The sequence below is a fragment of the Lachnoanaerobaculum sanguinis genome, from assembly GCF_033242365.1.
GTDB lineage: Bacteria > Bacillota > Clostridia > Lachnospirales > Lachnospiraceae > Lachnoanaerobaculum > Lachnoanaerobaculum sanguinis.
Genome location: NZ_BTHK01000004.1, coordinates 75868 through 101114 on the forward strand (window position 1 = coordinate 75868; position 25247 = coordinate 101114).

General features: G+C 35.2%; 30 protein-coding genes, 1 pseudogene and 1 riboswitch. Of the genes and pseudogenes, 2 read left to right on the forward strand and 29 right to left on the reverse strand.

Going from position 1 to position 25247, the window contains the following annotated elements; all coding sequences use genetic code 11:
• Positions 1–8 precede the first annotated feature (8 nt).
• The 3 genes from recG to SBH76_RS03775 form a co-directional block, all read right to left on the reverse strand.
• Positions 9–2060 carry an ATP-dependent DNA helicase RecG gene (gene recG / locus SBH76_RS03765; protein ID WP_317976827.1) on the reverse strand — a complete coding sequence of 684 codons (2052 nt, stop codon included), beginning with the start codon at positions 2058–2060 and terminating at the stop codon, positions 9–11.
• Positions 2061–2130: 70 nt separating this feature from the next.
• Complete coding sequence (locus SBH76_RS03770; RefSeq protein WP_317976828.1) at positions 2131–3786, reverse strand: DAK2 domain-containing protein; 1656 nt, start codon at positions 3784–3786, stop codon at positions 2131–2133.
• Positions 3787–3798: 12 nt separating this feature from the next.
• Positions 3799–4158: an Asp23/Gls24 family envelope stress response protein gene (locus SBH76_RS03775; RefSeq protein WP_007591205.1), complete on the reverse strand. Its 360-nt coding sequence runs from the start codon at positions 4156–4158 to the stop codon at positions 3799–3801.
• A 288-nt stretch (positions 4159–4446) separates the two neighbouring features.
• Here SBH76_RS03775 and SBH76_RS03780 point away from each other — a divergent pair, with 288 nt between their 5' ends.
• Entirely contained in the window at positions 4447–5169 is a 723-nt protein-coding gene (locus tag SBH76_RS03780) for an AzlC family ABC transporter permease (RefSeq protein ID WP_317976829.1), read from the forward strand.
• The gene (locus SBH76_RS03785) at positions 5162–5464 is read left to right on the forward strand and encodes an AzlD domain-containing protein (RefSeq protein ID WP_315086326.1); all 303 of its coding nucleotides are present in this window, start codon (positions 5162–5164) and stop codon (positions 5462–5464) included. The genes SBH76_RS03780 and SBH76_RS03785 overlap by 8 nt, the downstream gene beginning before the upstream one ends.
• Positions 5465–5495: 31 nt before the next feature.
• On the opposite strand, the gene SBH76_RS03790 is transcribed toward SBH76_RS03785, so the two are convergent.
• The 26 genes and pseudogenes from SBH76_RS03790 to SBH76_RS03915 all read right to left on the reverse strand — a co-directional run bounded on the left by SBH76_RS03790 (position 5496) and on the right by SBH76_RS03915 (position 25245).
• On the reverse strand, positions 5496–6185 hold the full coding sequence (locus SBH76_RS03790) for a response regulator transcription factor (protein ID WP_317976830.1): 690 nt from the start codon (positions 6183–6185) through the stop codon (positions 5496–5498).
• Between the two features lie 10 nt (positions 6186–6195).
• Complete coding sequence (locus tag SBH76_RS03795; protein WP_317976831.1) at positions 6196–7152, reverse strand: sensor histidine kinase; 957 nt, start codon at positions 7150–7152, stop codon at positions 6196–6198.
• A 74-nt stretch (positions 7153–7226) separates the two neighbouring features.
• A complete protein-coding gene (gene metK / locus SBH76_RS03800; protein WP_317976832.1) occupies positions 7227–8411 on the reverse strand; it encodes a methionine adenosyltransferase in 1185 nt (394 codons plus the stop codon).
• A 60-nt stretch (positions 8412–8471) separates the two neighbouring features.
• A riboswitch (SAM riboswitch) is annotated at positions 8472–8567 on the reverse strand.
• A 96-nt stretch (positions 8568–8663) separates the two neighbouring features.
• On the reverse strand, positions 8664–9623 hold the full coding sequence (locus SBH76_RS03805) for a DUF4846 domain-containing protein (protein WP_317976833.1): 960 nt from the start codon (positions 9621–9623) through the stop codon (positions 8664–8666).
• A 44-nt stretch (positions 9624–9667) separates the two neighbouring features.
• Positions 9668–10285, reverse strand: a complete 618-nt coding sequence (locus SBH76_RS03810) for an SAP domain-containing protein (protein WP_317976834.1) — start codon at positions 10283–10285, stop codon at positions 9668–9670.
• 77 nt (positions 10286–10362) lie between these two features.
• Positions 10363–10773: pseudogene (locus SBH76_RS13825) on the reverse strand (GNAT family N-acetyltransferase).
• A gap of 79 nt (positions 10774–10852) precedes the next feature.
• The gene (locus SBH76_RS03820; protein WP_317976835.1) at positions 10853–11137 is read right to left on the reverse strand and encodes a hypothetical protein; all 285 of its coding nucleotides are present in this window, start codon (positions 11135–11137) and stop codon (positions 10853–10855) included.
• 38 nt (positions 11138–11175) lie between these two features.
• Positions 11176–12654 carry an ABC-F type ribosomal protection protein Lsa(C) gene (gene lsa(C), locus SBH76_RS03825; RefSeq protein ID WP_317976836.1) on the reverse strand — a complete coding sequence of 493 codons (1479 nt, stop codon included), beginning with the start codon at positions 12652–12654 and terminating at the stop codon, positions 11176–11178.
• Between the two features lie 27 nt (positions 12655–12681).
• Positions 12682–13071, reverse strand: coding sequence for a bleomycin resistance protein (locus SBH76_RS03830; RefSeq protein ID WP_317976837.1), 390 nt, complete (start codon positions 13069–13071; stop codon positions 12682–12684).
• Positions 13072–13099: 28 nt separating this feature from the next.
• Complete coding sequence (locus SBH76_RS03835) at positions 13100–13858, reverse strand: class I SAM-dependent methyltransferase (protein WP_317976909.1); 759 nt, start codon at positions 13856–13858, stop codon at positions 13100–13102.
• A gap of 108 nt (positions 13859–13966) precedes the next feature.
• Complete coding sequence (locus SBH76_RS03840; RefSeq protein ID WP_315086338.1) at positions 13967–14377, reverse strand: GNAT family N-acetyltransferase; 411 nt, start codon at positions 14375–14377, stop codon at positions 13967–13969.
• A 151-nt stretch (positions 14378–14528) separates the two neighbouring features.
• On the reverse strand, positions 14529–15053 hold the full coding sequence (locus SBH76_RS03845) for an ORF6N domain-containing protein (RefSeq protein WP_331678087.1): 525 nt from the start codon (positions 15051–15053) through the stop codon (positions 14529–14531).
• Positions 15054–15067: 14 nt separating this feature from the next.
• Positions 15068–15388 carry a DUF2651 family protein gene (locus SBH76_RS03850; protein ID WP_317976838.1) on the reverse strand — a complete coding sequence of 107 codons (321 nt, stop codon included), beginning with the start codon at positions 15386–15388 and terminating at the stop codon, positions 15068–15070.
• 47 nt (positions 15389–15435) lie between these two features.
• Complete coding sequence (locus SBH76_RS03855; protein ID WP_007591136.1) at positions 15436–15816, reverse strand: hypothetical protein; 381 nt, start codon at positions 15814–15816, stop codon at positions 15436–15438.
• Positions 15817–16090: 274 nt separating this feature from the next.
• On the reverse strand, positions 16091–16933 hold the full coding sequence (locus SBH76_RS03860) for an AraC family transcriptional regulator (protein WP_317976839.1): 843 nt from the start codon (positions 16931–16933) through the stop codon (positions 16091–16093).
• A gap of 136 nt (positions 16934–17069) precedes the next feature.
• The gene (locus SBH76_RS03865) at positions 17070–17429 is read right to left on the reverse strand and encodes an inorganic diphosphatase (protein WP_317976840.1); all 360 of its coding nucleotides are present in this window, start codon (positions 17427–17429) and stop codon (positions 17070–17072) included.
• Positions 17430–17852: an Imm12 family immunity protein gene (locus SBH76_RS03870; RefSeq protein WP_317976841.1), complete on the reverse strand. Its 423-nt coding sequence runs from the start codon at positions 17850–17852 to the stop codon at positions 17430–17432. It abuts the gene before it with no gap.
• A 100-nt stretch (positions 17853–17952) separates the two neighbouring features.
• A complete protein-coding gene (gene ispD / locus SBH76_RS03875) occupies positions 17953–18648 on the reverse strand; it encodes a 2-C-methyl-D-erythritol 4-phosphate cytidylyltransferase (RefSeq protein WP_317976911.1) in 696 nt (231 codons plus the stop codon).
• A 35-nt stretch (positions 18649–18683) separates the two neighbouring features.
• Positions 18684–19700 carry a tRNA (adenosine(37)-N6)-threonylcarbamoyltransferase complex transferase subunit TsaD gene (gene tsaD / locus SBH76_RS03880; protein ID WP_317976842.1) on the reverse strand — a complete coding sequence of 339 codons (1017 nt, stop codon included), beginning with the start codon at positions 19698–19700 and terminating at the stop codon, positions 18684–18686.
• Complete coding sequence (locus tag SBH76_RS03885) at positions 19687–20598, reverse strand: ribonuclease Z (protein WP_317976843.1); 912 nt, start codon at positions 20596–20598, stop codon at positions 19687–19689. Before SBH76_RS03885 ends, tsaD begins: the two co-directional genes overlap by 14 nt.
• Complete coding sequence (gene rimI / locus SBH76_RS03890; RefSeq protein WP_315086289.1) at positions 20592–21032, reverse strand: ribosomal protein S18-alanine N-acetyltransferase; 441 nt, start codon at positions 21030–21032, stop codon at positions 20592–20594. Before rimI ends, SBH76_RS03885 begins: the two co-directional genes overlap by 7 nt.
• Entirely contained in the window at positions 21022–21732 is a 711-nt protein-coding gene (tsaB, locus tag SBH76_RS03895) for a tRNA (adenosine(37)-N6)-threonylcarbamoyltransferase complex dimerization subunit type 1 TsaB (protein WP_317976844.1), read from the reverse strand. The genes rimI and tsaB overlap by 11 nt, the downstream gene beginning before the upstream one ends.
• Positions 21710–22171, reverse strand: a complete 462-nt coding sequence (tsaE, locus tag SBH76_RS03900) for a tRNA (adenosine(37)-N6)-threonylcarbamoyltransferase complex ATPase subunit type 1 TsaE (protein ID WP_034214653.1) — start codon at positions 22169–22171, stop codon at positions 21710–21712. The genes tsaB and tsaE overlap by 23 nt, the downstream gene beginning before the upstream one ends.
• A 52-nt stretch (positions 22172–22223) precedes the next feature.
• Positions 22224–22712, reverse strand: coding sequence for a YcxB family protein (locus tag SBH76_RS03905; protein ID WP_317976845.1), 489 nt, complete (start codon positions 22710–22712; stop codon positions 22224–22226).
• A 1-nt stretch (position 22713) separates the two neighbouring features.
• Positions 22714–24867, reverse strand: a complete 2154-nt coding sequence (locus SBH76_RS03910; protein ID WP_009662412.1) for a Tex family protein — start codon at positions 24865–24867, stop codon at positions 22714–22716.
• Positions 24868–24891: 24 nt separating this feature from the next.
• A complete protein-coding gene (locus SBH76_RS03915) occupies positions 24892–25245 on the reverse strand; it encodes a hypothetical protein (RefSeq protein WP_007591106.1) in 354 nt (117 codons plus the stop codon).
• Positions 25246–25247 lie beyond the last annotated feature (2 nt).

Sequence of the window (25247 nt, forward strand, 5' to 3'; positions counted from 1 at the left end):
TACTCCTATTAAAGTGCTAACTTTTTATAATGTAAATCCATGTAGTTATTTATTCTTTCTTCAAGCTTTTTACTTTCTTCTTCCCCTATATTCTCGCTTTGCACCATATCCACAGCTTTTTTTGCCATCTCAAATATATCATTGTCATTGTATATATCCGCAATTCCAAAATCAAGTTCTCCGCTTTGTGCAAGACCGAAAAGCTCTCCCGGGCCTCTTAAAACAAGATCCCTTGATGCAATATAAAATCCGTCATTAGAATTTCCAATGATTTCCAGTCTCTTTTTTGCAATATTTGAATTTGAAGTTCTGACAAATATGGCATAAGATTGTAATTCGCTTCTTCCGACTCTGCCTCGAAGCTGATGAAGAGTCGCAAGTCCGAACCTTTCAGCATTTTCAATCATAATAACTGTTGCATTAGGCACATCCACACCAACTTCGATTACAGTTGTAGAAACTAAAATATCTATCTCTTTATTTACATACCGAGACATTATATCATCTTTTTCTTTCTGTTGCAGTCTCCCATGTAACACTTCTATCTTACAATTTTGTGAAAATTTATCTGCTATTTTCTTACTGTACTCTATTACATTCTCCGCCTCGATGTTCTCACTCTCTTCAACCATAGGACAGATTATATATGCCTGATGGCCTTTACCTATTTCAAGTGATATATGCCTGTAGGCTTTTTCCCTGTCATTTTCCGTAATAACAGCGTTCTTTATAGGTAATCTGCCCACAGGTTTTGTTTCTATAGTGGAAATATCCAGATCACCGTAAAGTATAATTGCAAGTGTCCTCGGTATCGGTGTAGCCGACATTACAAGTACATGAACATCCTCTCCCTTATCTGAAAGAGTTGTTCTCTGCCTTACACCGAAGCGATGCTGCTCATCTGTTACTACAAGTCCGAGATTTTTAAATTTTACATCTTCTACAAGCAGAGCATGTGTACCTACTACAATATCTATCTCACCGGCTTCTATTTTTTCATAGACTGCCAAATGTTCTTTCTTTGTCATAGAACCTGTTAGAATCCCTATTTTAGGAGGATTTTCCAATTTCTCCAAGGTCTCTGACATGGATTTAAAATGCTGTTTTGCCAAAACTTCGGTAGGCACCATAACAACACCTTGAAAACCCGATTTTACAGCAATATATAGGCATATCAAAGCCACAACGGTCTTTCCCGAGCCTACATCTCCCTGTATCAATCTATTTGTAACCACACCGCTTGACATATCGTTTAAAATTTCATCTATCACATTATTTTGTGAATCGGTGAGCTTAAACGGCAGAGTGGACTTTATTTCTTCTAAATATTTGATTTCTTTTGATACTATATTTTTTGATTTTACTCTGAGCCTTTTATTTTTCAAAAGTTTCATTCCATATAAGAATCTGAAGAAATCATCAAAAGCCAGTCTTTTTTTAGATTCAAAAAGACTTGACTTACTTATAGGATCATGAATATTTCTTATTGCTTTATTTCTGTCTTCCAAGGAAAACTCTTTAAGTATGCTCTCAGGTAAATATTCTTCAAAATCCTTGTCATCTATATATTCAAAAGCCGATTTTATCAGCTTCTCCATTGCATTATTATTTATACCTGCCGTAAGTGCATATATAGGCTTAAAACTGCCTATCTTCTTTTCATATTCATCTACGGTATAAATAGTAGGATGTTCAAGCGTATTCTTGCTTCTCTTTGAGAATTTCCCCACAAAAATATAGCTCTCCCCCTGCTTTAGAGTTGCCCTTAAGTATGGGGAGTTATACCATATTACATCTAATACATCAATAAAGTCTGTAACTTTCGTTACAGCTATTTTTCTGTTTGGACCGGTAAGCGATATACTTTTAGTGATTGTAGCCTTTATAACTACTTCCTCATCCTTGTTTGCTTCTGAAATTTTTGTAGGAGCTTTGTATTCCAAATATCTTATCGGATAATGTTTCAAAAGATCTTTGACAGTCTTTATATCAAGCTTTTCCAAATATTCTGCTGTTTTTGCTCCTACGCCCTTTATATTTTTTACAGATATATCTATCAAGCCTACCTCCCTACAAAGTTTTAACTAGGTCGCCAAATCAGATATTTGACAGACCTAGTTATTAAAAATCTTATTCTACAGATATGAAATAGTAGTAAACAGGCTGTCCTCCAAAATGTAATTCAAACTCTACATTCTCATATTTGCCAACCAATTCATCGCATAACTTGGTAGCATCCTCTTCACTTACTTCCTCGCCATAGTAAAGGCATACCAATTCACTTGAATCATCAATCATATTGGCAAGTGCCTTGTCTACAGCTGAATCAATGCTCTTATCTACACCTATTATTCCACTGTCTCCCAATGCCATAACATCATTTTCATGTATTTCAACATCGTCTATAGTGGTATTCCTTACCGCATAGGTAATCTGTGCAGACTTCACATTTGAAATCTCTTCAGTAGCATTTTCAAGATTTTCCTCAGCGTTTCTGTCCTCTGAAAGACTTATCATCGCTGTGATTCCCTGAGGAATAGTCTTGGTAGGTATTACTACAACCTTCTTATCTTCCACTATCTTAGCCGCCTGCTCAGCCGCCAAAATAATATTTTTATTATTAGGTAATATATATATAGTTTCGGCGTTCAAATGCTCTACGGCATTCAGGATATCCTCTGTACTCGGATTCATTGTCTGTCCGCCTTCAACAACCACATCAACTCCTATTTCTTTAAATATTGATGTAAGACCGCTACCTGCACTGACGCTTATAACTCCCATTTTCTTTTTCTGCTTTTGAGATTCAAGGATTTGATCAACTCCTTTGATAACTCTCTCTCTATGCTCTTCACGCATATTATCAATCTTAAGATTGGTAAGCTCACCAAAGGTCAATCCTCTTTGAATAGCCAATCCCGGATCGTTTGTATGCACATGAATCTTAACCACTTCATCATCAGCTACACATACAAGTGAATCACCGATTGAAGTAAGGAATTCTTTAAACTCCTCCTCATCCTTATCTGTAAATTCCTTATTTAAATTTACAATAAACTCTGTACAGTATCCGAACTTGATATCCGAAGTATCGATATCCTCTCTTGCGGCACCGTTTGCACTGCTCTCAGACTTTGTCGAAAGTACCACATCGCCAAGCTCTATCACATTTCCCTTAAGGCCTTCAAGTATACCGTGAAGTATAACCATAAGTCCCTGACCGCCTGAGTCTACCACTCCGGCTTTCTTCAGTACAGGCAACATCTCAGGTGTTTTCTTTAAAGTCTCATCACCATAGGCCAATACAGCTTCCAAAAATGCGATAATATCATCATATTCATCATGTATTTCAAGGGCCTTTTCACCCATTGCTCTTGCAACTGTAAGTATTGTACCCTCTTTCGGCTTCATTACCGCCTTATATGCAGTCTCACTTGCCTTATCAAATGCAAGTGCAATTTCAAACACATCTACAACAGGTGATTCCTTTAATATCTTGGCTGCACCTCTAAAAAGCTGTGAAAGTATAACACCTGAGTTTCCTCTGGCACCACGTAATGATCCCTGTGCTATTGCCTTACACATAGATGCAATGTCATCGCCTTCTTCAGCCGCCAATGTCTTTGCCGCCGACATTATTGTCATTGTCATATTTGTACCGGTATCTCCGTCAGGAACCGGGAACACATTCAGTTCATTTATCCATTCTTTTTTTGCTTCTAAGCTTTTTGCTCCTGTTATAAAAGCACTCTTTAGTGATTGTGCATCAATCTGCTCTAGACTCACAAAAAATCCTCCTTAGTCTATTATTCGTACACCTTCTACGAATATATTTATTTTCTTTACTTCCATTCCGGTAAACTTCTCCGCCTTATACTGGATAGTCTCTATTAGATTTTGAGTTATAGCACTTATGCTAAGTCCATACGCAACTATGATATGGAAATCCAAAATCAACTTATTATCCTCTATTTTTACACTGATGCCCTTTGTGAGATTTTCTCTCTTCAAAAGCCTTGATATACCGTCTGTTACAGAAACTGCCGCCATACCAACTATACCGAAGCATTCAACCGCCTGTATTCCTACATAGAATGCTATAACATCCGGATTTATGCTTATCTGACCAAGATTTGTATTGATTTGACCTTTGTTCATATAACCCTCCAATCATTTTATCGTCAAAAGACTTTATACTGTGGTCCTGCCACTTAACTATGAAAGAGTAAATACTTTTCGTAGTTTTATAGATATTTTTAATATCTCCCAAATATGCTATTGAGGTCCATAACACATCTAAGATATTTAATCATAACATTTTTTTATAATAAAGACAATGCAAGCTTTTATTTTGCCAAATCGATTATAATAAAATCAGTGTAAATTTTTACTCCACAATATGATTTTTGTAGTACAATAGATACATCATTTTTTAGAAGGTTTTTTATGGAGTATAAATTCAGCAAAAATAAAGATATTTTCTTTCTAGGTCTAAGAGACGGTATTCCGATTGCTCTCGGATACTTTGCCGTATCATTTTCTCTTGGAATAATGGCTACAAAATCAGGGCTGTCTCCTTTTCAAGGACTAATAGCAAGTTTTCTAAACAATGCCTCAGCAGGAGAATATGCCGGCTTTTCAATGATTGCCGTATCTTCAACGTATATTGAAATCGCCGTTATTACTCTCATAGCAAACGCCAGATATCTTTTAATGAGTATTGCCATGAGCCAGAGAATAAGAAAGGATACACCTCTTCACCATATATTTATAATCGCACATATGCTGACAGATGAGGTCTTTGCCGTATCCATTGCAAGGCCCGGAGATATAAATCCGTACTACACTTTCGGTGTAATGCTTGTCGCCTCGCCTGCATGGTCATTCGGTACATTCTTCGGTGCAATAGCGGGAAATATATTGCCTGTAAGGTTGATTTCAGCTTTCAGCGTGGCGCTTTACGGAATGTTTATTGCCATAATAGTTCCTGCAGCAAAGTCTGATAAGATAATACTTACTTTGGTTATCATCAGCTTTTCACTCAGCTATATATTCTCCTTTGATTTTTTCCATATATCTGAGGGAATAAAAACAATACTTTTGACTGTGATAATATCTGCTCTCGGAGCAATATTCTTTCCTTTAAAGAACGGAGTAGCCGATGAATAAATGGATCTATATTTTTATAATGTTTGCAGTTACCTATATGATAAGGGTTCTTCCTCTTACAATTATAAGAAAAAAGATTAAAAACACCTTTATCAGATCTTTTTTATACTATGTGCCGTATGTAACTCTTTCGGTAATGACTTTTCCCGCAATATTAAATGCTACAATGTCAAAATCAGCAGCACTTATAAGCTTTATTGTAGGAATTATCGCAGCGTGGTTTGGAGCAAATCTTTTTAAGGTTGCACTTCTATGTTGCAGTCTTGTACTTATTATTGAATATTTTATTGTATAAATATAGGGCCGACCTTTGTCGACCCTTATCTTTATCCTCTAAATCTGTATCCAACACCCCAAATAGTTTCTATAAATTGGGGTTTTGAACTGTCCTGCTCTATTTTTTCTCTGATATTTTTGATATGTACGGTAACTGTTGAAATATCACCCATTGACTCAAGCCCCCATACTTCTTTAAAGAGATCTTCTTTTGAGTATACCTTGTTCGGATGTTTTGCAAGGAAGTAGAGTATATCAAACTCCTTTGCAGTCAGTGTTTTCTCTTCTCCATAGCCCCAAACTCTTCTGGAACCTGCATCGATTTTTAAATCTCTGATTTCTACAATGTCCTTATTTGCTGTTAGAACACCTGCCAACCTGTCATATCTGTTAATATGTGCCTTTACTCTTGCCACAAGTTCACTGGGGGAAAAAGGCTTGGTCATATAATCATCCGCTCCCAGTCCAAGTCCTCTTATCTTGTCAATATCATTCTTTTTTGCACTGACCATGATAATAGGTATCTCTTTTACAGCTCTTATCTGCTTACATATCTCATATCCGTCAACTCCGGGCAGCATCAAATCCAATAATACCAACTCATAGTCTTCATTTAACGCTCTTCCAAGTCCTTCTTTACCGTCAGTTGAAATATCGACCTCAAAGCCGGATATTTCCAAATAATCCCTTTCCAGCTCAGCTATACTTACTTCATCCTCTATTATAAGAACTTTGCCCATTTTATATCTCCTACTTCTTTAACTCTATGTCAACCTCTGTTCCTACACCGGGTTTAGACATAGCTACAACACTTCCCTCATGATTTTCTATTACTTTTTTTACAATAGAAAGTCCTATACCGCTACCTCCAAGTTTAGTATTTCTCGACACATCACTTCTATAAAATCTCTCAAATATATGCGGCAAATCTTTTTCATCTATCCCTCTACCATTATCCGAGATTTGTATGTTTATTGCATCCGACATTTCCGTGACCTTAAGATGAATTTCAGGTTCTTCCTTGTCCATATATTTCACAGCATTTGAAACAATATTGTTTAAGGCTCTCTTTATCTGTTCTTTATCCATATCTATAACAGTACTTCTGCCTACATTTACTATATATATAAATTTTATTTTTATTGTATCAAGCTCCAAATAAAGATCCTTCACATATTCATCAAAAAAATCTTTTACATAAATCTTTTCATATTTATATGACATGTGTTTTTCTGAAACCTGCGAATAATACAGCAATTCATCAATCAATGAAGTCATATCATTTGTCTTATTATATATTGTATTCAGGTAATCTCTAGTCTTTTGAGGTGAGGAGGCAACACCGTCAAGTATTCCCTCCACATATCCTCTTATTGCAGTAAGCGGTGTCTTTAAATCATGAGAAATATTACTTACCAACTCTCTGGCCGCATCTTCTGAAAGTTTTTTCTCTTCTTCATCTTCCTTTAACTTGATTCTCATTCTCTCGAAATCCTTGAATAAAAAAGGAATCTCAGAAAAATCTCTTTCATCTAATTGATAATCCAGATCTCCATCTGCTATCTTCTTTGTAGCTGTTTGCAATTTATCCAAAGGAACGAGAATCCTTTTATAGATCCAGATCCACATAACAACCGCCACAATATCTATTATGGTTACAAGAATGGTAAGCCAGATACCTATATTACCCGTGGTATCATAATTCATACTGTATATGAGAAGTATAGACGGTATGATTATTATAAGGCAAAATATCGAAAATAAACCGGAGCCGATTTTCATCAGATAGCCTTCTTAAGTTCTTCTACCTTATCAAGTCTTTCCCATGGAAGACTTAAATCATCTCTTCCAAAATGTCCGTATGCCGCAGTCTGCTTGAAAATAGGTTTTCTAAGATCAAGCATCTTTATGATTGCGGTAGGTCTTAAATCAAAATGCTTTCTGATAAGCTCTACTATTGCACTGTCACTTATCTTTCCTGTTCCGAAAGTATCTACGGAAATAGATGTAGGATGAGCCACACCGATAGCATAAGATAGCTGAATCTCACATTTTTTTGCAAGTCCTGCAGCTACTATATTCTTTGCTACATATCTTGCCGCGTAAGCTGCCGATCTGTCAACCTTTGTACTGTCCTTACCTGAGAAAGCACCGCCGCCATGTCTTGCATAGCCGCCGTAAGTATCTACTATTATCTTTCTTCCTGTAAGTCCCGAGTCTCCATGTGGTCCACCTATAACAAATCTACCTGTAGGATTTATAAAGTATTTTGTATTCTCATCGACCATATCCTGTGGAATTATTTCATCAAATACATATTTCTTTATATCTGTATGAATCTGCTCCTGCTCCACATCCTCGTCATGCTGTGTAGAAAGTACAACTGTATCTATTCTTACAGGCTTACCTTCTTCATCGTACTCTACTGTAACCTGTGTCTTACCGTCCGGTCTAAGATACTTAAGTGTACCGTCTTTTCTTACCTGTGTAAGTCTCTTTGCAAGATTATGTGCAAGATATATAGGGTATGGCATAAACTCCTTTGTCTCATCTGTAGCATATCCGAACATAAGTCCCTGGTCACCCGCACCATTGTCCTCATCCTCTAAATCGGTATGCTCTCTTGCCTCAAGCGCCTTATCTACACCCATTGCTATATCACTTGACTGCTCATCAAGCGCTACAAGTACACTGCAGGTATCACAGTCAAAGCCGTACTTTGCTCTGTCATAACCTATTTCTCTTACAGTTTCTCTAACTATCTTTTGAATATCAACAGTTGCCTTTGATGAAATCTCTCCCATTACAAGTACCATACCTGTAGTCGTAGCAGTCTCACAAGCCACTCTTGAATCCGGGTCTGCACTTAAATATGCATCCAATATTGCATCTGAAATCTGATCGCACATCTTATCAGGATGTCCTTCAGTAACTGACTCTGAAGTAAAAAGTCTTCTCTCTTCCATTTTTCTCCTATCTTTACACTTATATATAAAAAAGCCCACCAAATGGTGGACTAAGGCTTCCACTCATTGCTCGATTTCTCGCTCAGGTTGGCACCTTCCTAAAAGGGGTTGCCGTGACATCACAGATCCTTAACTCTCCGTCACTCTTAATAAGTGTATATGTATATACCCATCAGGGCAAATTTATTTTGTTGCAGTTATAGTATACCATTTTCATATAGTTATGTAAATATGGTATTTTAACATTTAGAACTAATCCAAATAGTTTAATCTCCTTAAGCTACCTTCATCGAATGTATAGCTCTGTGTTATAAAGGGATAAGTTACTTCACTTTCATAATACCACGGATCTTCACTGTGAGCAGGATTTTTGATTATATGAAAGCTTTGTGCCGGCATAAAGCCCTGTGCAAGCAAAAATGCCTTTTCTCCGGCTTCATTTTCACAGATATCTGCTACCATCACCACATGTCCCGGGCTTCCACCCTTTATAAAAATATCTCCTACTTTAAGCTCTGATATATCTACAGGTCTTGATTCATTTTCCATAGACAGAGTGGACGAATACGAAAAAACAATGCGCAAATATTTTTTGAAAGTTTCCTCACTGTCATCAGATGAGGCAACCTGCTCCCAGTAAGGCTTGTCATTCGCAAACTTCACTCTATACCCCTGTTTCCAGTGATTATAATCGCATACAAATCCGTCTACAAAATGAAAGTTGATCTTATCATGTCTACCGCTCTTATACAGATATTCAGCATATATTCTCATAATACTGTCTGCACACTGCTGTAAGTCTTCTTCCGCCACTTCCATAGAAAATACTGCAGCATGACCTTCTCCGCCCTTTTCCCTCTTATCAAAGTAATACACAGGAGTACCGTCAGGCTCAAGCGGATAATTCCCTATAAAATCTGCAAAGCTTCCTTCATCCGCTTCCACTCTTTTATATCCCTTTGGAGTAATAAAACGGGTAAAAAGTGTATTTCCCTCAGGATTTATAAAATCTGAAAGCTGTACAACACTTTCCTCAGTGTTTTCTTCCTTGCTCTCATTATCATTTGTTTTTGTATAATTACTATTTTCAACAATTGTGCTTTCTGCTTCCTCATTTGTGACGGTATTCATATTTTTACTCTTGCAACCCCAGCATATGCAAGCCATCATAATAAGCAGTAAATAAAATTTATTTCTCTTCATAAAATTCATCAATGTCTGTATACCCCCTTTCAAACTCTTAAAATCAGATTTATTTACTTTAAGTACTCCTCTATTTTGTCTTCATATTTTTTTAAAAGTTCCCTTGAATAAACTTTTTCATTTTTTGAGTCTCTAACTTCTTTCCAAAGGGTAGCTGCAGCTTTTAACTTATCAGAATAATTATTGCTACATTCATCTAAACAAAAATCTTTTAGGAACTGATTCCATTGACAAGCTGAATTATCATACTTAGCGTAATCTGATTCACCATAATATACTTTCAGCATATCTTGTATCGTAAAGCTTAAATCATTTTCGGCTTTTACTTTCCTCCAAGCTGTTGCCATATCAGCATTAAATTTAAATAGATTAACACCTGTTACAGCAGAAAAATAATCTCTAAATTTTTGGTTAAAGGAAAATCCACATTCAAGCAATGGCGTATTTAAATTTATCGATTCAGTTTGATTTTTGTTTACTTTCCTTACAGATTTTTCCACTCTATTTCCCTTAAATAATTGTTCTATAATTAAGTTCAGTTCTTGCTTTGTGCATCTATATTCCAGCCCAAGAGATTTACAAATTTGTGAAAGTTCTTCTCGATACCAATAATATCTGTTAAATTCTTCAAATGATTTTATATCTTTAAAATCCGGTCTAATATCTTTCATCATCCCTCCTCTATAAATACTGATTTATCTATAATATTTATCATAGTAAATAATCCAATTCAAAACTAAATTTCAAATCATAACTCTTTTGTATAATAGTATCTCTCACCTGTATAAGGGTAATTTTTCAATGCAAACACCTCTTTATAACCATGTTTTTTATAAAATTTCGGTGCTTGAAAATTAAAAGTATCCACAAATGAATACTTACAACCTCTATTTCTTGACTCATTTTCCGCCATTTCTAAGATCCTTTAGCCTAGTCCTTGATCACGTAAACTATCACTGACATACAGATATTCAATCTCAAGCCAATTCCCAAAAGTCTCCGCTACCATTCCTGCAACCAAATTTCCTTTTTCATCTTCCAAGTAAATATTAAGAGGTTCACTTTTAGACTGTTCTCTTTTGGCTCTGTTATAAGCTCTAATTAGATTTGCCAGTTCATGTGTTCTTTCCGATTCTGTATTTTCCAATTTCAATTCCATACTGTATAAGTCCTTCACTATTTTGTACTTCAATTTTTTAAATTCTAATTACCGAGCTTAGCAAACTGGGATTGTTAATCTATAATACCGTGGATTTTCTATTTCCTAGTAAATTTACTACTACTGTTCCTATAATTAAAACCGGAATGACAGTTTTTAAGGCTCCTAATGCGTTTACTATTAAAGTCCATTCATCACCATAATTTTTCATCATTAGTATTTGAACAAATATTGACAATAAGCATATTTTAAAACTTAGAATTATTTTTCCATCTTCGTTTCCATGTTTAATAAATGGAATTATCCAACTACCTAAACCCAAAATCAAACTGGTTAAAACATATAATATCCCCCTTAACTTCAAATTTACCAAGACCAGTAAACCGGAAGTTGTAATTTAGTTTATAATCGTATTATTTTATTAGCTATATCTTCTACAAACCTCTTATCGTGTTCCACAAATATGAGTGTAGGATTTGCTTCTTTTATAATTTCCTCAATCTGTATTCTTGATATTACATCTATATAATTTAACGGTTCATCCCAAACAAATATATGAGCCGGCTTTGATAAACTTACAGCAATTAAAACTTTCTTTTTTTGTCCATCGCTATAGTTCTTCATATCCATTTCAAATAATTCTCTTGCAAAATCTAATTTTCTAAGAATTGTTTTGCACAATGTTTCATCAACACCTTGCTCATGAATATACTTATTTAGACTACCCGTTAAATTTGATGTATCCTGAGGAATATATGATATTTTTAAATCACTTGCTAATTTTACATCACCTGAATACTCATGATGTAACCTTAATAAAATTTTAATCAAAGTTGATTTTCCGCTACCATTACCCCCATATATAGCCACTATATCACCTTGCTTTATCTCAAAACTTACATTACTTAATATCTGCCTTTCTCCATAATATGATGATAAATCGCAAACTGATATTAGAGGATTTTTGTGGTGATCTAACGGATGCAATAATAGTCTTTCCTTTGTTTCAATATCTTTTAGTAAATTTTGTTTTTCTTCTATTGCCTTATTTTGTCTATTCTCTAAATTCTTAGATTTTTTCATCATCTTAGCTGATTGATGACCTATATGTCCCTTGTCCGGCTTTACGCCTGATACTTTCACACCGTTTTTAGTATTTTCAACTTTATCAGACCAAATTTGACTTTGTCTTGCAGCTTCTTTTAATCGTTTAATACCTTTTCTTAATTTCTCGTTTTCACTGATTTCAAATTGGTCTTTCCTCAATTTATTTTCATACCACGATGTAAAATTTCCCGATTGGACATCAATAGAATTCCTGTTAATAGAAATAACATGATTGATACAGCCATCTAAAAAATCTCTATCATGAGATATGAGCAAAAAACCTTTTTTACTTTTCAGATATTCACTGACAATTTTTCTTCCGTCCATATCTAAATGGTTTGTTGGTTCATCTATAAGTAAAAAACCATCTTCTCTTGTAAACAAAATAGCTAAAAGGATTTTTGTTTGTTCTCCTTTAGAAAGCGTTTCAAACTTTCTGTAAACAAGACTCTCATCTACATTTAGCAAATTAAGTTCTCTAAATAATTTCCATTCTTCCTCATCTGATATTAGTTCTTTATATAACTTAATACCGAATTTTGAAGTATCACTTAAATTGGGTGGGAATTTAATAAAATCAACGCTTTTGCTGATTTTACCTTGATAAACTTCTTGGTTTAGAAGTAGCTTAAATAGTGTTGATTTTCCAATTCCATTTCTTCCTATTAACCCTGTTTTCCAGTTCGTATCAAATGAAAATGATACATTTTCAAATATAGGTTTTTCATATCCATAATATGAGAAACTAAGGTTTTCAATTTTAATTGTTGACACAAAAACACCCCCTAAAATTGGAAGTTATCAGTTTGTAAATCTCAATAAATATCCATTTGGATCTTGGATCAAGAACTCCATCTGTATTTCTTCCATTCCGTTAACCAAATATACACTTTTAGTCAGTTTTTTGTAAATCTCTAATTTTTTGTTTTTAACTAATGTATATAGTTTTTCAATATCATCAACTGCTATTGAAAAATTTATTCCTCTTCCTAAAGGATAAGTCAATTCTCCTGTGTTCCACCCCTCATCATGAATTTGTTCAAACATAAACTGACTATCTTGAAAAGACATAAAAATAAATTTCTCTTTCTGTCGTTCGTACTCTATTTTAAATCCTAATTCTTTGTAAAATTTTTTAGTTTGAAGAATATCAAAAACTGATAATTCAGGAATCAAATTATTAAAATCCATACCAACATCTCCTAAAATTCAAATTTATCTATTTCGATAATTTAGCTGATTTAGTTGCAATATATGTTTTAATATTCATTTCATGCAACCTACCGGAACCGTTTGTATCTTCATATATATCAAGCAGAGTAAACCCTGCCTTTAATTGTCCACCTATCTGCTCAGTTATATTGTGAGAGAACTGCATTCCTGAATTTCCTTTAATCATATATTCTTTAGCCGCTTCATCTTTTAATGGATTAAAAGGCATTTTCCAAACAATTTCTTTTTCTTCGTCATCCACAATGTAGTTTATCTCATTATTTAAACCTGCAAGAAGAATTCCACCCTTTTTCAGAACTCTATATGCTTCGTTAAAAACATGTTGCACATCTTCAACATAACAGTTTGAAACAGGATGAAACACTATATCAAAAGTTTCATTTTCAAAAGGCAAAATTTTTGTCATATCACCTTCAATTGCTTTAATATTATAGCCCTCTCTTTCAGCAACTAAAAATTCGTTTTCTATTTGCTTTGAAGAATAATCAAGCACAGTACATTCTGCCCCCAAAGCATTAAATATAGGCATTTGCTGACCTCCACCTGATGCTAAACCTAAGATTTTCTTTCCTTTTAAATCTCCCAGCCACTCATGTGGAACCGGAAATGTAGGAGTAAGAAAAACTTTCCATTCTCCATTTTTCGCACTGATATATGCATCATGTGAAGTTGGTTTCCCCCATTCCCAACCTTCCTCAACCCATCTGTCAATAGTTTCTTTGTTTATATCCTGATATGTTTTCATTATTTTACTTACCTCCATAACAACTAAAAATTCACTAACCTTGGTAAACCATGATTTAGCTATACTGTTTATCATAGTAAACAATCCACTTCCAAACTGCATTTCAAATCACAACTCTTTTGTATAATAGTACCTCTCACCTGTATAAGGATAGTTTTTCAATGCAAACACCTCTTTATAACCATGTTTTTCATAAAATTTCGGTGCTTGAAAATTAAAAGTATCCACAAATGAATACTTACAGCCTCTATTTCTTGACTCATTTTCAGCCATTTCTAAGATCTTTGAGCCTATTCCTTGTCCACGTAAATCATCACTGACATACAGATATTCAATCTCAAGCCAATTTCCAAAAGTTTCCGCTACCATTCCTGCAACCAAATTTCCTTTTTCATCTTCCAAATAAATATTAAGAGGTTCATTTTTAGACTGTTCTCTATTGGCTCTGTTATAAGCTCTAATTAGATTTGCCAGTTCATGTGTTCTTTCCGATTCTGTATTTTCCAATTTCAATTCCATACTGTATAAGTCCTTCACCAATTTTATACTTCTTGCACCCTGCTAAGGCTCATATAACTGTCTAATTTATTATTTACATACTAACTTTTCAAATCTTTATTGTTTAACATTCCACCAAACATTGTATCATATAAATCCTTTGCTGATTCTTCTATCTTGTTAATACTTGAGATTTTATTTCCTGCATCCTTCGATAATGCTCCACAAAGTAGGTGTCCGGATCTATGAAATTTTCCATCACTTTTTTCAAATCTTCTTTAGTAGCCATTTGAGATTTTATTTCTGCAATATCTTTTGTATTTTGGTTTGTCTGTACTGCAATTTGCAACAATTCTTTTGAACCAATAAAGTCTTGATTCTCAATAATAAAGTCTTTCATCTGCTTAAACATTCGTATTAAAGCCTTGCTTTGCTTAACAGCAAGTTCTCCTCTTAATATCGTCATAAGCATATAGATACCCTGTTCCGTAAAGACATAAGGTTTATACTTTATCTTGCTTCCTCTACCTGTTCCTTTGTTCAAGGTCGCATTTTGCGACCTTGAAATTTCAGATATTTCCTCTTCAGTCAATTGAAACATAAAATCATCATCAAATTTTTCGTTATTTCTTTTAACTTGTTCATTAAATCTTTTGGTAGAATACCCATAAATTTCAGCAAGATCAAAATCAAGCATAACCTTTTGATTTCTTAATTACTCATTTTTTTAATTAAGCTTCCCAAAAGATTTCCTGTTGTTGCAATTATACCGTATATCAATACATAAACAGCTGCACTTTCATTATAAAATATAAATATAGTCGGAACAAAGAGTATCATAATTAGCAATAAAAATATCAAGTTAAAAGAATGTCTAATCCCATAAATTAGGGAAGTTAAAAAACAGATAATCGGAATTAAAATTAGTAAGAAGAATATACCGGTTCCTGTATCATTAATTAAAACAGGTAACACATAAAAAGCTAGCATTATCACTATTAAGTAAAGAGACATTTCTCTTATTTTTTCCATTTTCTTTACCTCCGTAAATTCACATACTTTATTTCTACAAACCCGAATTATCCCTTAATAGATAATTTCATAGAATTCATAGGGATTACTTCCAAAACAAAGTGTTCATCACTAATTCCGGTATTGGGATGTGAATCTGCAATCTTTATGTTAAAATCTCCAACATAATATGAATTATCATTTGAAAAAGTACCAAAAACAATATACTGTACTCCGATATAATCAAGCATCCCACTTTCATCCGGTTCAAGGCTAATAACCTCAAGGGGTTTTTCGATATCGACACCATATTTATCCAGCCATAATGCCAATTCCGAAAATTCTTTTCTTGACTTAGCATAGTAAAGCTTACAGTAATCACAGTCACATAGCAATCCTGAGGACAATGAATTGTAGTACTCTCTCGTTTTAACTATATCTATCTTCATCCTTTAGTTCCTCTCCCGTAATATTTCCAGAAAACATTTCTAATATAGATTTTACTGTACTTTTCATATTCAGTCCATATTTTAGTCCCGGCCTGTAGAAAAACTCTTCTGTATCTGCTCCGCTACTATCGTACTTGCAAATTCTTCAAGCTTTACTACAACTTTTCCAAAAAAATTACCGAATACAGAAAAAGCACATAGCTGAAAGATTTTATAATCTTAAAGTTATGTGCTTAGTTTTTACGCTATTCGATTACTTAGACATACCGTTTTTTTAGGCTTTAGTTATAGGAATCCAAAGTTCCATTTTATAGTCTTTACTATCCATATCACCTTCGTAATAATATTCAAAGTCAGGTTTACCTGAATGTACATAACCATGCTCAGGGAAAAATACTTCAATCGCATATTTCCATCCGTTATGAATACAATCCGGAACACTTCCTATTAACTCTACAACGGCATACTCTGCTTCTTCCACTTCCAAAACATCTAAACCCATGCTTATGGCTTTGTCTACATCATTAACAATATAGCCTGCCATGTAGTTTATTTTGCTTGGATTTTCTACATCATGACAAACGCCCATACTTTGACCGCTTCCCAAACTTGCAAGTTCATCATAGCTATATTTTTTATATAGCTTATTCCATACACTCGGACATAATGATGAATTGATGTTTTGTTCATTTACACCTGCAACTGCAAATGCTTTTTTCTTTTGAATTGTAATATTCATAGTTCTTCCTCCTCTTACACTGAGTGTTAATTGCACTCGTGATACTAATTTGAACGGTTTCCCATTTCTTACCTCAGAGGGAGTAAATCCATGAAAATTCTTAAATGCTGTTCCAAATGAATCTGATGACTCATATCCGAATTTGAAAGCAACATCAATAATTTTTTCATCCGTATTTCTTAATATAACGGCTGCTTCCGTCAATCTTCTGCTTCTTAAATATTCTGAGAGCGTTGTTTCGGTCAGAATAGAAAACAATCGACTGAACATTGAATACGAATATCCGGATAACTGAGTTACTTTCTTTTCATCAATTTCATCATCAAGAACTGTTTCAAGATAATCAATCGTATTGTTAAACGACTTGATAATATTCATTTCAAATCCCCCTTTTTTCGGTTTATTTTAGTATAGAGGAAGATTTCATTTCCTACCCTACAACATACGTACAAGTTTTATAGGTTTTGTCTCATGGAAACTTATAGTTTGCCACGTTCAACAAATTCAGATTTGATCATAACATTTCAATATGAGACTTGAAATATTTCTCTTGAAATCTAACAGCTTGTTCAATTTCTTCTACTGTAAACTTTATTCCTATTGGAGCAATAACCCATTTTTCTTCTGCATCATCGTCCCTTTTGATAACAGCAATTAATTCTCCTTCATATTCATCTACTGCTTTATCAACCCCAAGTATATATACGTCTTGTTCTTCCCCATCAGGAGCGATTATTCCCTCAATATAACCATAATTGATTGGATAAATATGTTCAGGATAATCAGGATGAGCACTCCCAAGCTTACGATCAACTTTAACTTTTACAATTTTGCCAATCATATCTTCCTTCACCAAATTCAAATCTAAAATCATCTACAAATTCTCAAACACCCTTTTAATCCCATCTTCATAACACCTGCTATCAAAATTGGACTTATACTTCATCGTTTTCATCTTAATGATATCCGAAAGCTCTAAAAGATAGTCCTTATACATTTTAAGAAACTTACTTACACTTTCTATCTTTTTTGAATCCCACTCATTTAAGCTAAAATGAACATATACCATAAACTTCTTAGCTTTAGAATAATATCTTGCCTGATAAATTCCTGATTTCGGATAATACTTTGATACATTTCCGCTAAGACAAACGCAAATATCCATCTTCTGCAATGCCTCTATCTCAATGCTATCAAAAGTTTTTTTCATTTCTTTTCTTACCGTTCTTGCGGCAGATAGTATATTATCCAATATATCATCCGTTCCGCCGACAATAATATTCATATTAACTTTCATATTTTCCTCAAATCAACTGTTAAGTTGAACCCCTCCGACACTTGATATAATACCAAAAAAGCCGACGCAACCACAGGCTGCATCGGCTTTTAATCCATCACTATAAAAAGTTCCCGGCATTTAAAAACGCCTTAGCTATCACTATATCCTCAGGTGTGGTTACCTTTATATTTTTATAATCACCCTCTATCAGTCTTACCTTGGCATCGGTAAATTTCTCAACCACCATCGCATCATCTGTGATGCCTAGATTTTTATAATCTGTTTTATACAGCTTTTCAAAGGCAGACTTTATCAAAGCTACATCAAAGCACTGTGGAGTCTGGATGATACAAAGTGTATTTCGATCAATTGTCTCACCACCAAATCCTCCGTCTCTGAATCTTATAGTGTCCTTTGGAGCTACCACAGGTACAACAGCCCCATATTTAAAGGTCTCTTCTATACATCTGTTTATAAGCTCCACACTTATCATGGCTCTGGCAGAGTCATGTATCAGACAGATATCGCCTATGGCTTCTTTTAAACCGTTGTATACGGAATCATATCTTTCATCACCACCGGCTACAATACTTGTTACTTTAGAAAATCCATATTTTTTTATGACATCTTCTCTTACGAAATCGATATCATCTTTTGAAGTGACTACAATTATATCATCCGCATTACTTTCACTGAATGCTTTTAGTGAATAGTATAATAACGGCTTATCAAAAAGCTCTACAAACTGTTTCTTTTTCTTGGAACTAAATCTCTTGCCGCTGCCTGCGGCAAGTATTATCGCCGTACTTCTCATAATCATATTCCAATATCAATAAATACTTTTTAAAATCACAATTCCAGATTCGGCACCGCATTAAGTGTCAAATCTTTAAAGTTTTCATTTAAATACTCAAAGTATGCGGCTACACCTATCATTGCTGCATTATCTGTACAAAATATCGGTGAAGGGAAGTGAAGCTTCAATCCTTCTTCACTGCATTTTTCTTCCATCAAGCTTCTAAGTGCGGTATTTGAAGCCACACCGCCTGCCATAGCTACATTCTTTATATTGTAATCCTTTGCAACTTCAATAGTATGCTCCACCAAAACCTCTACAACAGCTCTTTGAAATGAAGCTACAAGGTCATTTACATTTATCTTTTCACCGGTCATATTTGCCTTGTTTTGATAATTTAACACGGCAGACTTTACACCTGAAAAGCTGAAATCATATTTGGAATCATTTACTCTTGCCTTCGGAAATTCTATCGCATGAGGATTTCCAAACTTAGCCGCCTTATCAATCTTCGGACCTCCCGGATATCCAAGTCCCACGCTTCTTGCCACCTTGTCAAATGCCTCACCTGCCGCATCATCTCTGGTTGTCGCAACTATCTCAAAATCATTGTAATCTTTTACAATCGCTATTTCAGTATGACCGCCTGAAACGATAAGACATACAAAGGGAGGTTTAAGCTCCTCATGTTCTATAAGGTTTGCCAGCACATGCCCCTTTATATGATGTACACCTATAAGAGGCTTGTTAAGTCCATAAGCAAGTGCCTTTGCTTCGCCTACTCCTACAAGCAATGCTCCTACAAGTCCCGGTCCGTATGTAACCGCTATTGCGTCTATATCATCAAAGGTGACATTTGCCTCTTTCAGTGCGTCTTTTATTACAAAATTTATATTTTCTATATGCTTTCTGGAGGCAATCTCAGGGACTACACCTCCGTATATTGTATGCAAGTCTATCTGTGATGAGATAACATTTGAAAGCACCTTTCTTCCGTCTTCCACAACTGCTGCCGCAGTCTCATCACATGAACTTTCTATTGCAAGTATTTTTACATTACTCTTCTTCATAACCAAGCTCTACACTCCATCCATCTCTTGCGGTTTCTATAACCGGACAGATTTTTTTCAGCTTATCGATATACTCATCCGGTTTATTCATTGACGGTGAATAATGTGTCAGCCACATTCTCTTCGGATTTGCCGTTTTTCCGAGAGTTGCCGCCTCCATCATAGTCATATGCTTATGTTCTTTGGCATTTTCTTCCTTTTCATCTTCACCATACATACCCTCACATATAAAGAGATCACAATCTGCGGCGTAATCTGCAATAATCGGAACAGGTCTTGTATCTGTACAATAATTTACCTTTATACCTCTTCTTGCCTCTCCCATTACCATATCGGGAGTATATGTGATATCTCCGTCAGTGATAGTTTCACCATGCTGCAATTTATTCCAGTATTTTAACGGTATATCAAGTTCCTTTGCTCTGGCAGCATCAAACTTGCCCTTTCTGTCAATAGAAATTCTGTAGCCGTAGCATGTTACTCTATGACTTACCTTATAAGCTTCTATCTTATAAGGTGCAAAATCTATCACTTCCTCATTTTCTCTAAGTTCATGGAACTGAATTTCAAAAGGAAGCTCCGGTGCTATAACTCTCATAGCATTTACAACTCTTTCAAGTCCCTTAGGACCTATGATAAGGAGTGGGGTGGTCTTTTCACAATTTCCGATTGTAAGCAGCAGTCCCGGTAAACCGCTTATATGATCCGCATGAAAATGTGTAAAACAGATCACATCTATAGGTTTCGGACTCCATCCCTTCTCTTTTATGGCAACCTGAGTACCCTCGCCGCAATCTATCAAAAGATTTACTCCCTCACATCTGGCCATCATTGAAGTCAGCCATCTGTAAGGTAGCGGCATCATACCCCCGGTACCTAATAAACAAATATCTAACATTTTATATATCCTTCCATTAACAGAGCATCATCTGTGGGATCAGAGTAATATTCTTTTCTGACACCTATCTTTTTAAAGCCATAATGCTCATACAGACTTATGGCGTCTTTATTTTGGCATCTGACCTCAAGAAAAACCTTTTTTACTTTCATATCTCTAAGATTTGAAATCATAAAGTTCATTAACTTATGTCCACAGCCCAATCCTCTGTACTGTTTATCGGTAGCTATTCTAAACAGCTCCGCTTCATCTTCATTTACTCTGAAAATAATATATGCCAAGACTCTATAGTCTTCTTCAATAACGATGCAATAATCGAATTTAGATTCTATAGAGTCTTTTATATTATTTTCGCTCCAGGCATCACTGAAAATATCACTTTCTAAGCTTCTTATTACTTCCACATCAGAAAGAAGCATGGGTCTAATCCACATTTCTCTCCCTTTCAGCCTGGCTTTTTCTAAGATATTCCGGTCTCATATCATCGGAAACCATAGTTTTTCCTTCTTTAAACATCTCCATGCCAAGCATTGCAATATTTGATGCCCTCTGTCTGTTCAAATTTGCCGGAGCAAAATCATGTGAAATTTCAAAGTTTTCATCAATATATTCCCTGAAAACCGGAACTCCGTCACCCAGGAAAACTATTCTTTCTATTTTTTCTTCTTTATCTGTTTCTCTTAGTATATCAAGTAATTCATCTATGGAAATCGCCATTGATTCTCTTATAACTTCCAATTTAGCTGTATTTTTATATATACCTGTATATACCTGATTTCTTCTGGCATCCATTATAGGCACGATTAGTGCATTACTTGAGTATATATTTAATGCCATAGCATCAAGTGTAGGCACATGAATAAGAGGCAAATCAAGTGCCAGCCCAAGTCCCTTAGCACTCGCAGCACCTATTCTAAGTCCGGTAAACGACCCCGGACCTCCTGAAATTGCAATAGCTGAAAGCTCTTTTGGATCCACTCCGGTCATTTTTACTATTTCATTAAGCATTGGCAATAATGTCTCTGAATGAGTCTTTTTAAAATTTGTGGTATATTCCGCTATTGTCACATTCTCATCTATTATTGCAACTGAAGCCACTAATGCAGCACTTTCAATTCCCAAAATCTTCATCATCTATGCCTTCCACTGCTATTTTTCTGTAATCAAATCCCTTTTCAAGATCCTTTGATATAACAACTCTTATAATATTTTCGGGCAATGCTTCTTTTATAAGCTTTGACCACTCTATAAGGACAATAGCATCATCATATATAAATTCATCAAATCCTATTTCATCAAGCTCGGAGATATCGGAAATCCTGTATACATCAAAATGATGCAGTCTTTTATCACCTTCATAGCTCTTTACTATATTAAAGGTAGGACTTACAATGTCTCTTTTTATTCCAAGCCCTGCACCGAATCCCTTTGCAAAAACGGTTTTACCGACTCCAAGATCCCCGTCAAGGCATACCACCGCAGAACCGGCTCTTGCCTTCAGATTATTTGCAATCCTAAAGGCAATATCAAATGTTTCCTTATCGGAAAAACTCTCAAATACCCTTGTATTCATCCTTATTCCAACCACCTTTATAAATTATAGGCTTTTAAAAGCACTTATAATTTTATAACAAACTTACCCTTGTCTTTTCTTTTAAAACAGCAACTATTTTTTCTTTGTTTTCCTTTGTATATCTGTCAGGTAATAAATAGCCTCTGACAGCATCCACATATATTATTATAATACCCGGCACTATCCTTGAACGAAATCCGTTCTCCCATTTAAAATCAATACTCTCTCCCTTTGATGAAACCACAATTCCCTCATCATTCATCTCAAGTGAAAGCCCTGCTCTTATAGCCTCGCTTCTTGCCTGTTTTGCAGATTTTAAATAAAGCATTGCCGGCTGTATTATCAAAAACATATTTGCCAATAAAACAAACATAATTTTTCTTGGAGTATCAATTTTATTCCAAGAGGTGATCATATAATAATACATTACTATTGTAAAAAGCACATTAAATATCAGTAGGAAACCTCTATTGCTGTGATACATGGAAAAAAGCCATATATCCTTTGCATTAAGCTGCATATCTATCTTTATTTTATTCATATCAATCTAATACCATAGACAGTGCTATTCTCTTCTTTTTCAGATCTACGCTGTCTACCCTTACTTCAACAATATCTCCTACACTCACTGCTTCAAGGGGATGCTTTATAAACTTCTTGCTAAGCTTTGATATATGTACAAGTCCGTCCTGATGTACTCCGATATCCACAAAGGCACCGAAGTCAATAACATTTCTGACTGTTCCCTTTAATATCATGCCCTCTTTTAAATCTTCCATCTCCATAACATCAGTGCGTAGTATAGGCTTTTGCATCTCATCTCTTGGGTCTCTTCCCGGTTTTTCAAGCTCTTTTACTATGTCCTTTAAAGTTATCTCACCTATGCCGATTTCATCGGATACCTTTTTAAAATCAGTAATTTTCTTTGAAATACCGTTAAGTCCGGCAACCGTGATATCCTTGGAACTGTAGCCTATACTCTCTAAAAGCTTCTTTGTAGCTTCATAGCTTTCAGGATGCACACTTGTCATATCAAGCGGCTCTTTACCGTCATTTATTCGAAGGAAACCTGCACATTGCTCAAATGCCTTAGGTCCAAGCTTGGAAACCTTTAAAAGCTCTTTCCTTGTCTTAAAGCTTCCGTTTTCCTCCCTGTATACAACTATATTCTTGGCAACAGCCTTTGAAATACCTGATATATACTCTAAAAGAGGTGCTGAAGCTGTATTAAGATCCACACCTACCTTATTTACACAGTCCTCTACAACTCCCGAAAGTGCTTCTGAGAGTTTTTTCTGGTTCATATCATGCTGATACTGACCGACACCAATGGACTTAGGATCTATCTTTACAAGCTCTGCCAGCGGATCTTCAAGTCTTCTGGCAATAGAAGCCGCAGATCTTTGACCTACGTCAAAGTTTGGGAACTCCTCTGTCGCCAGCTTACTTGCAGAATATACACTGGCTCCTGCCTCGTTTACAATAATATACTCAAGCTTTGTATCAACTTCTTTTATAAGCTCCACAATAACAGCCTCGGATTCTCTGGAAGCGGTACCGTTTCCAAGCGAAATAAGACTTATATTATATTTCTTTATCAGCTCTTTTAATATCTTCTTTGACTCTGCAACCTTATTTTGCGGTGCTGTAGGGAAGATAACTTTGGTATCAAGCACCTTTCCGGTCTCATCAACTACTGCAAGCTTACATCCTGTTCTGAAAGCCGGATCCCAACCAAGTACCACTCTTCCTGCTACAGGTGGCTGCATCAAAAGCTGTGTAAGATTCTTTCCAAATACCTTTATAGCCTCATCCTCTGCCTTTTCTGTAAGACTTGATCTGATATCTCTTTCTATTGAAGGCGCAATAAGTCTCTTATATGCATCATCAATAGTATCTTTTAATATCTGCTCTGTATGTTCATTATGCTTTTTTATAATGCATTTTTCCAGATATCTGATAATCTCCTCAACCGGAGGGTCAAGCTTTACAGTAAGTATCTTTTCTTCCTCTCCTCTGTTGATTGCAAGTATCTTATATCCTGCTGTTTTTGAAACGCTCTCTGCAAAATTGTAATAGTTTTCATATACAGATTCTACAGTTTCATCCTTTGCCACAGAAGTCAGTATACCCTGCTTAAATGAGAGATCTCTTATCTTATTTCTAAAAGCCGCATCATCAGAGATTTTCTCTGCGATAATATCCATAGCACCTGCTATAGCATCTTCAGGTGTTTCCACCTCAAGGCCTTCTTTATCTGAAAGGTATTTCTTTGCTTCCTCAAGTGCAGGCTGCTTCAGCTTTTCCTCGTAAATATCTGTGGCAAAATTCTCAAGACCTTTTTCAATAGCAATCATTGCTCTTGTACGTCTTTTCGGTCTGAAAGGTCTGTAAAGATCGTCAACCGCCACTAAGGTAAGTGCAGACTCTATTTCTTTTTTAAGTTCATCTGTAAGCTTTCCCTGCTCCTCAATTGCCGATAATACCTGCTCCTTCTTTTCCTCAAGATTTCTGAGATACTTTAATCTCTCATCAAATTGTCTGAGTATTTCATCATTTAGAGAGCCTGTCACTTCTTTTCTGTATCTTGAAATAAAAGGAATGGTATTGCCTTCATCTATAAGCTTTATGGTGGCCTCAACCTGTGTGGTCTTTATACCAAGTTCTTCTGCGAGTATTTTTACTATATCAGTCAAAGTCATCTCCTCCATTATCTACAATCACTGTGCTATATAAGTTTGGATATAATCCTGTAATATTTTGATTTGCTCAGGCTTAAACATACTCATAATATTAGGGTCTTTTAATTGTGTGATAACAAAAAGTATCATTAAGTATATAATTAAACCTATCAATATACCGAATATTCCTGTAATAATACCTGCAACCGCTCTTCCTCTTATTCCGCCTTTGGCTGAAATAATTCCGAATGCAACAGCAAATATTCCCATAGGAATACCCAGTGGAACTCCTGATGTCGGCAAAGCACACATATTCAAAACTATTGAAACTGTTCCGAATAGCAGAGCTCTGTTTTCCCATCTTCTTTTTGCAATACTTACGGTATCTTTCATCT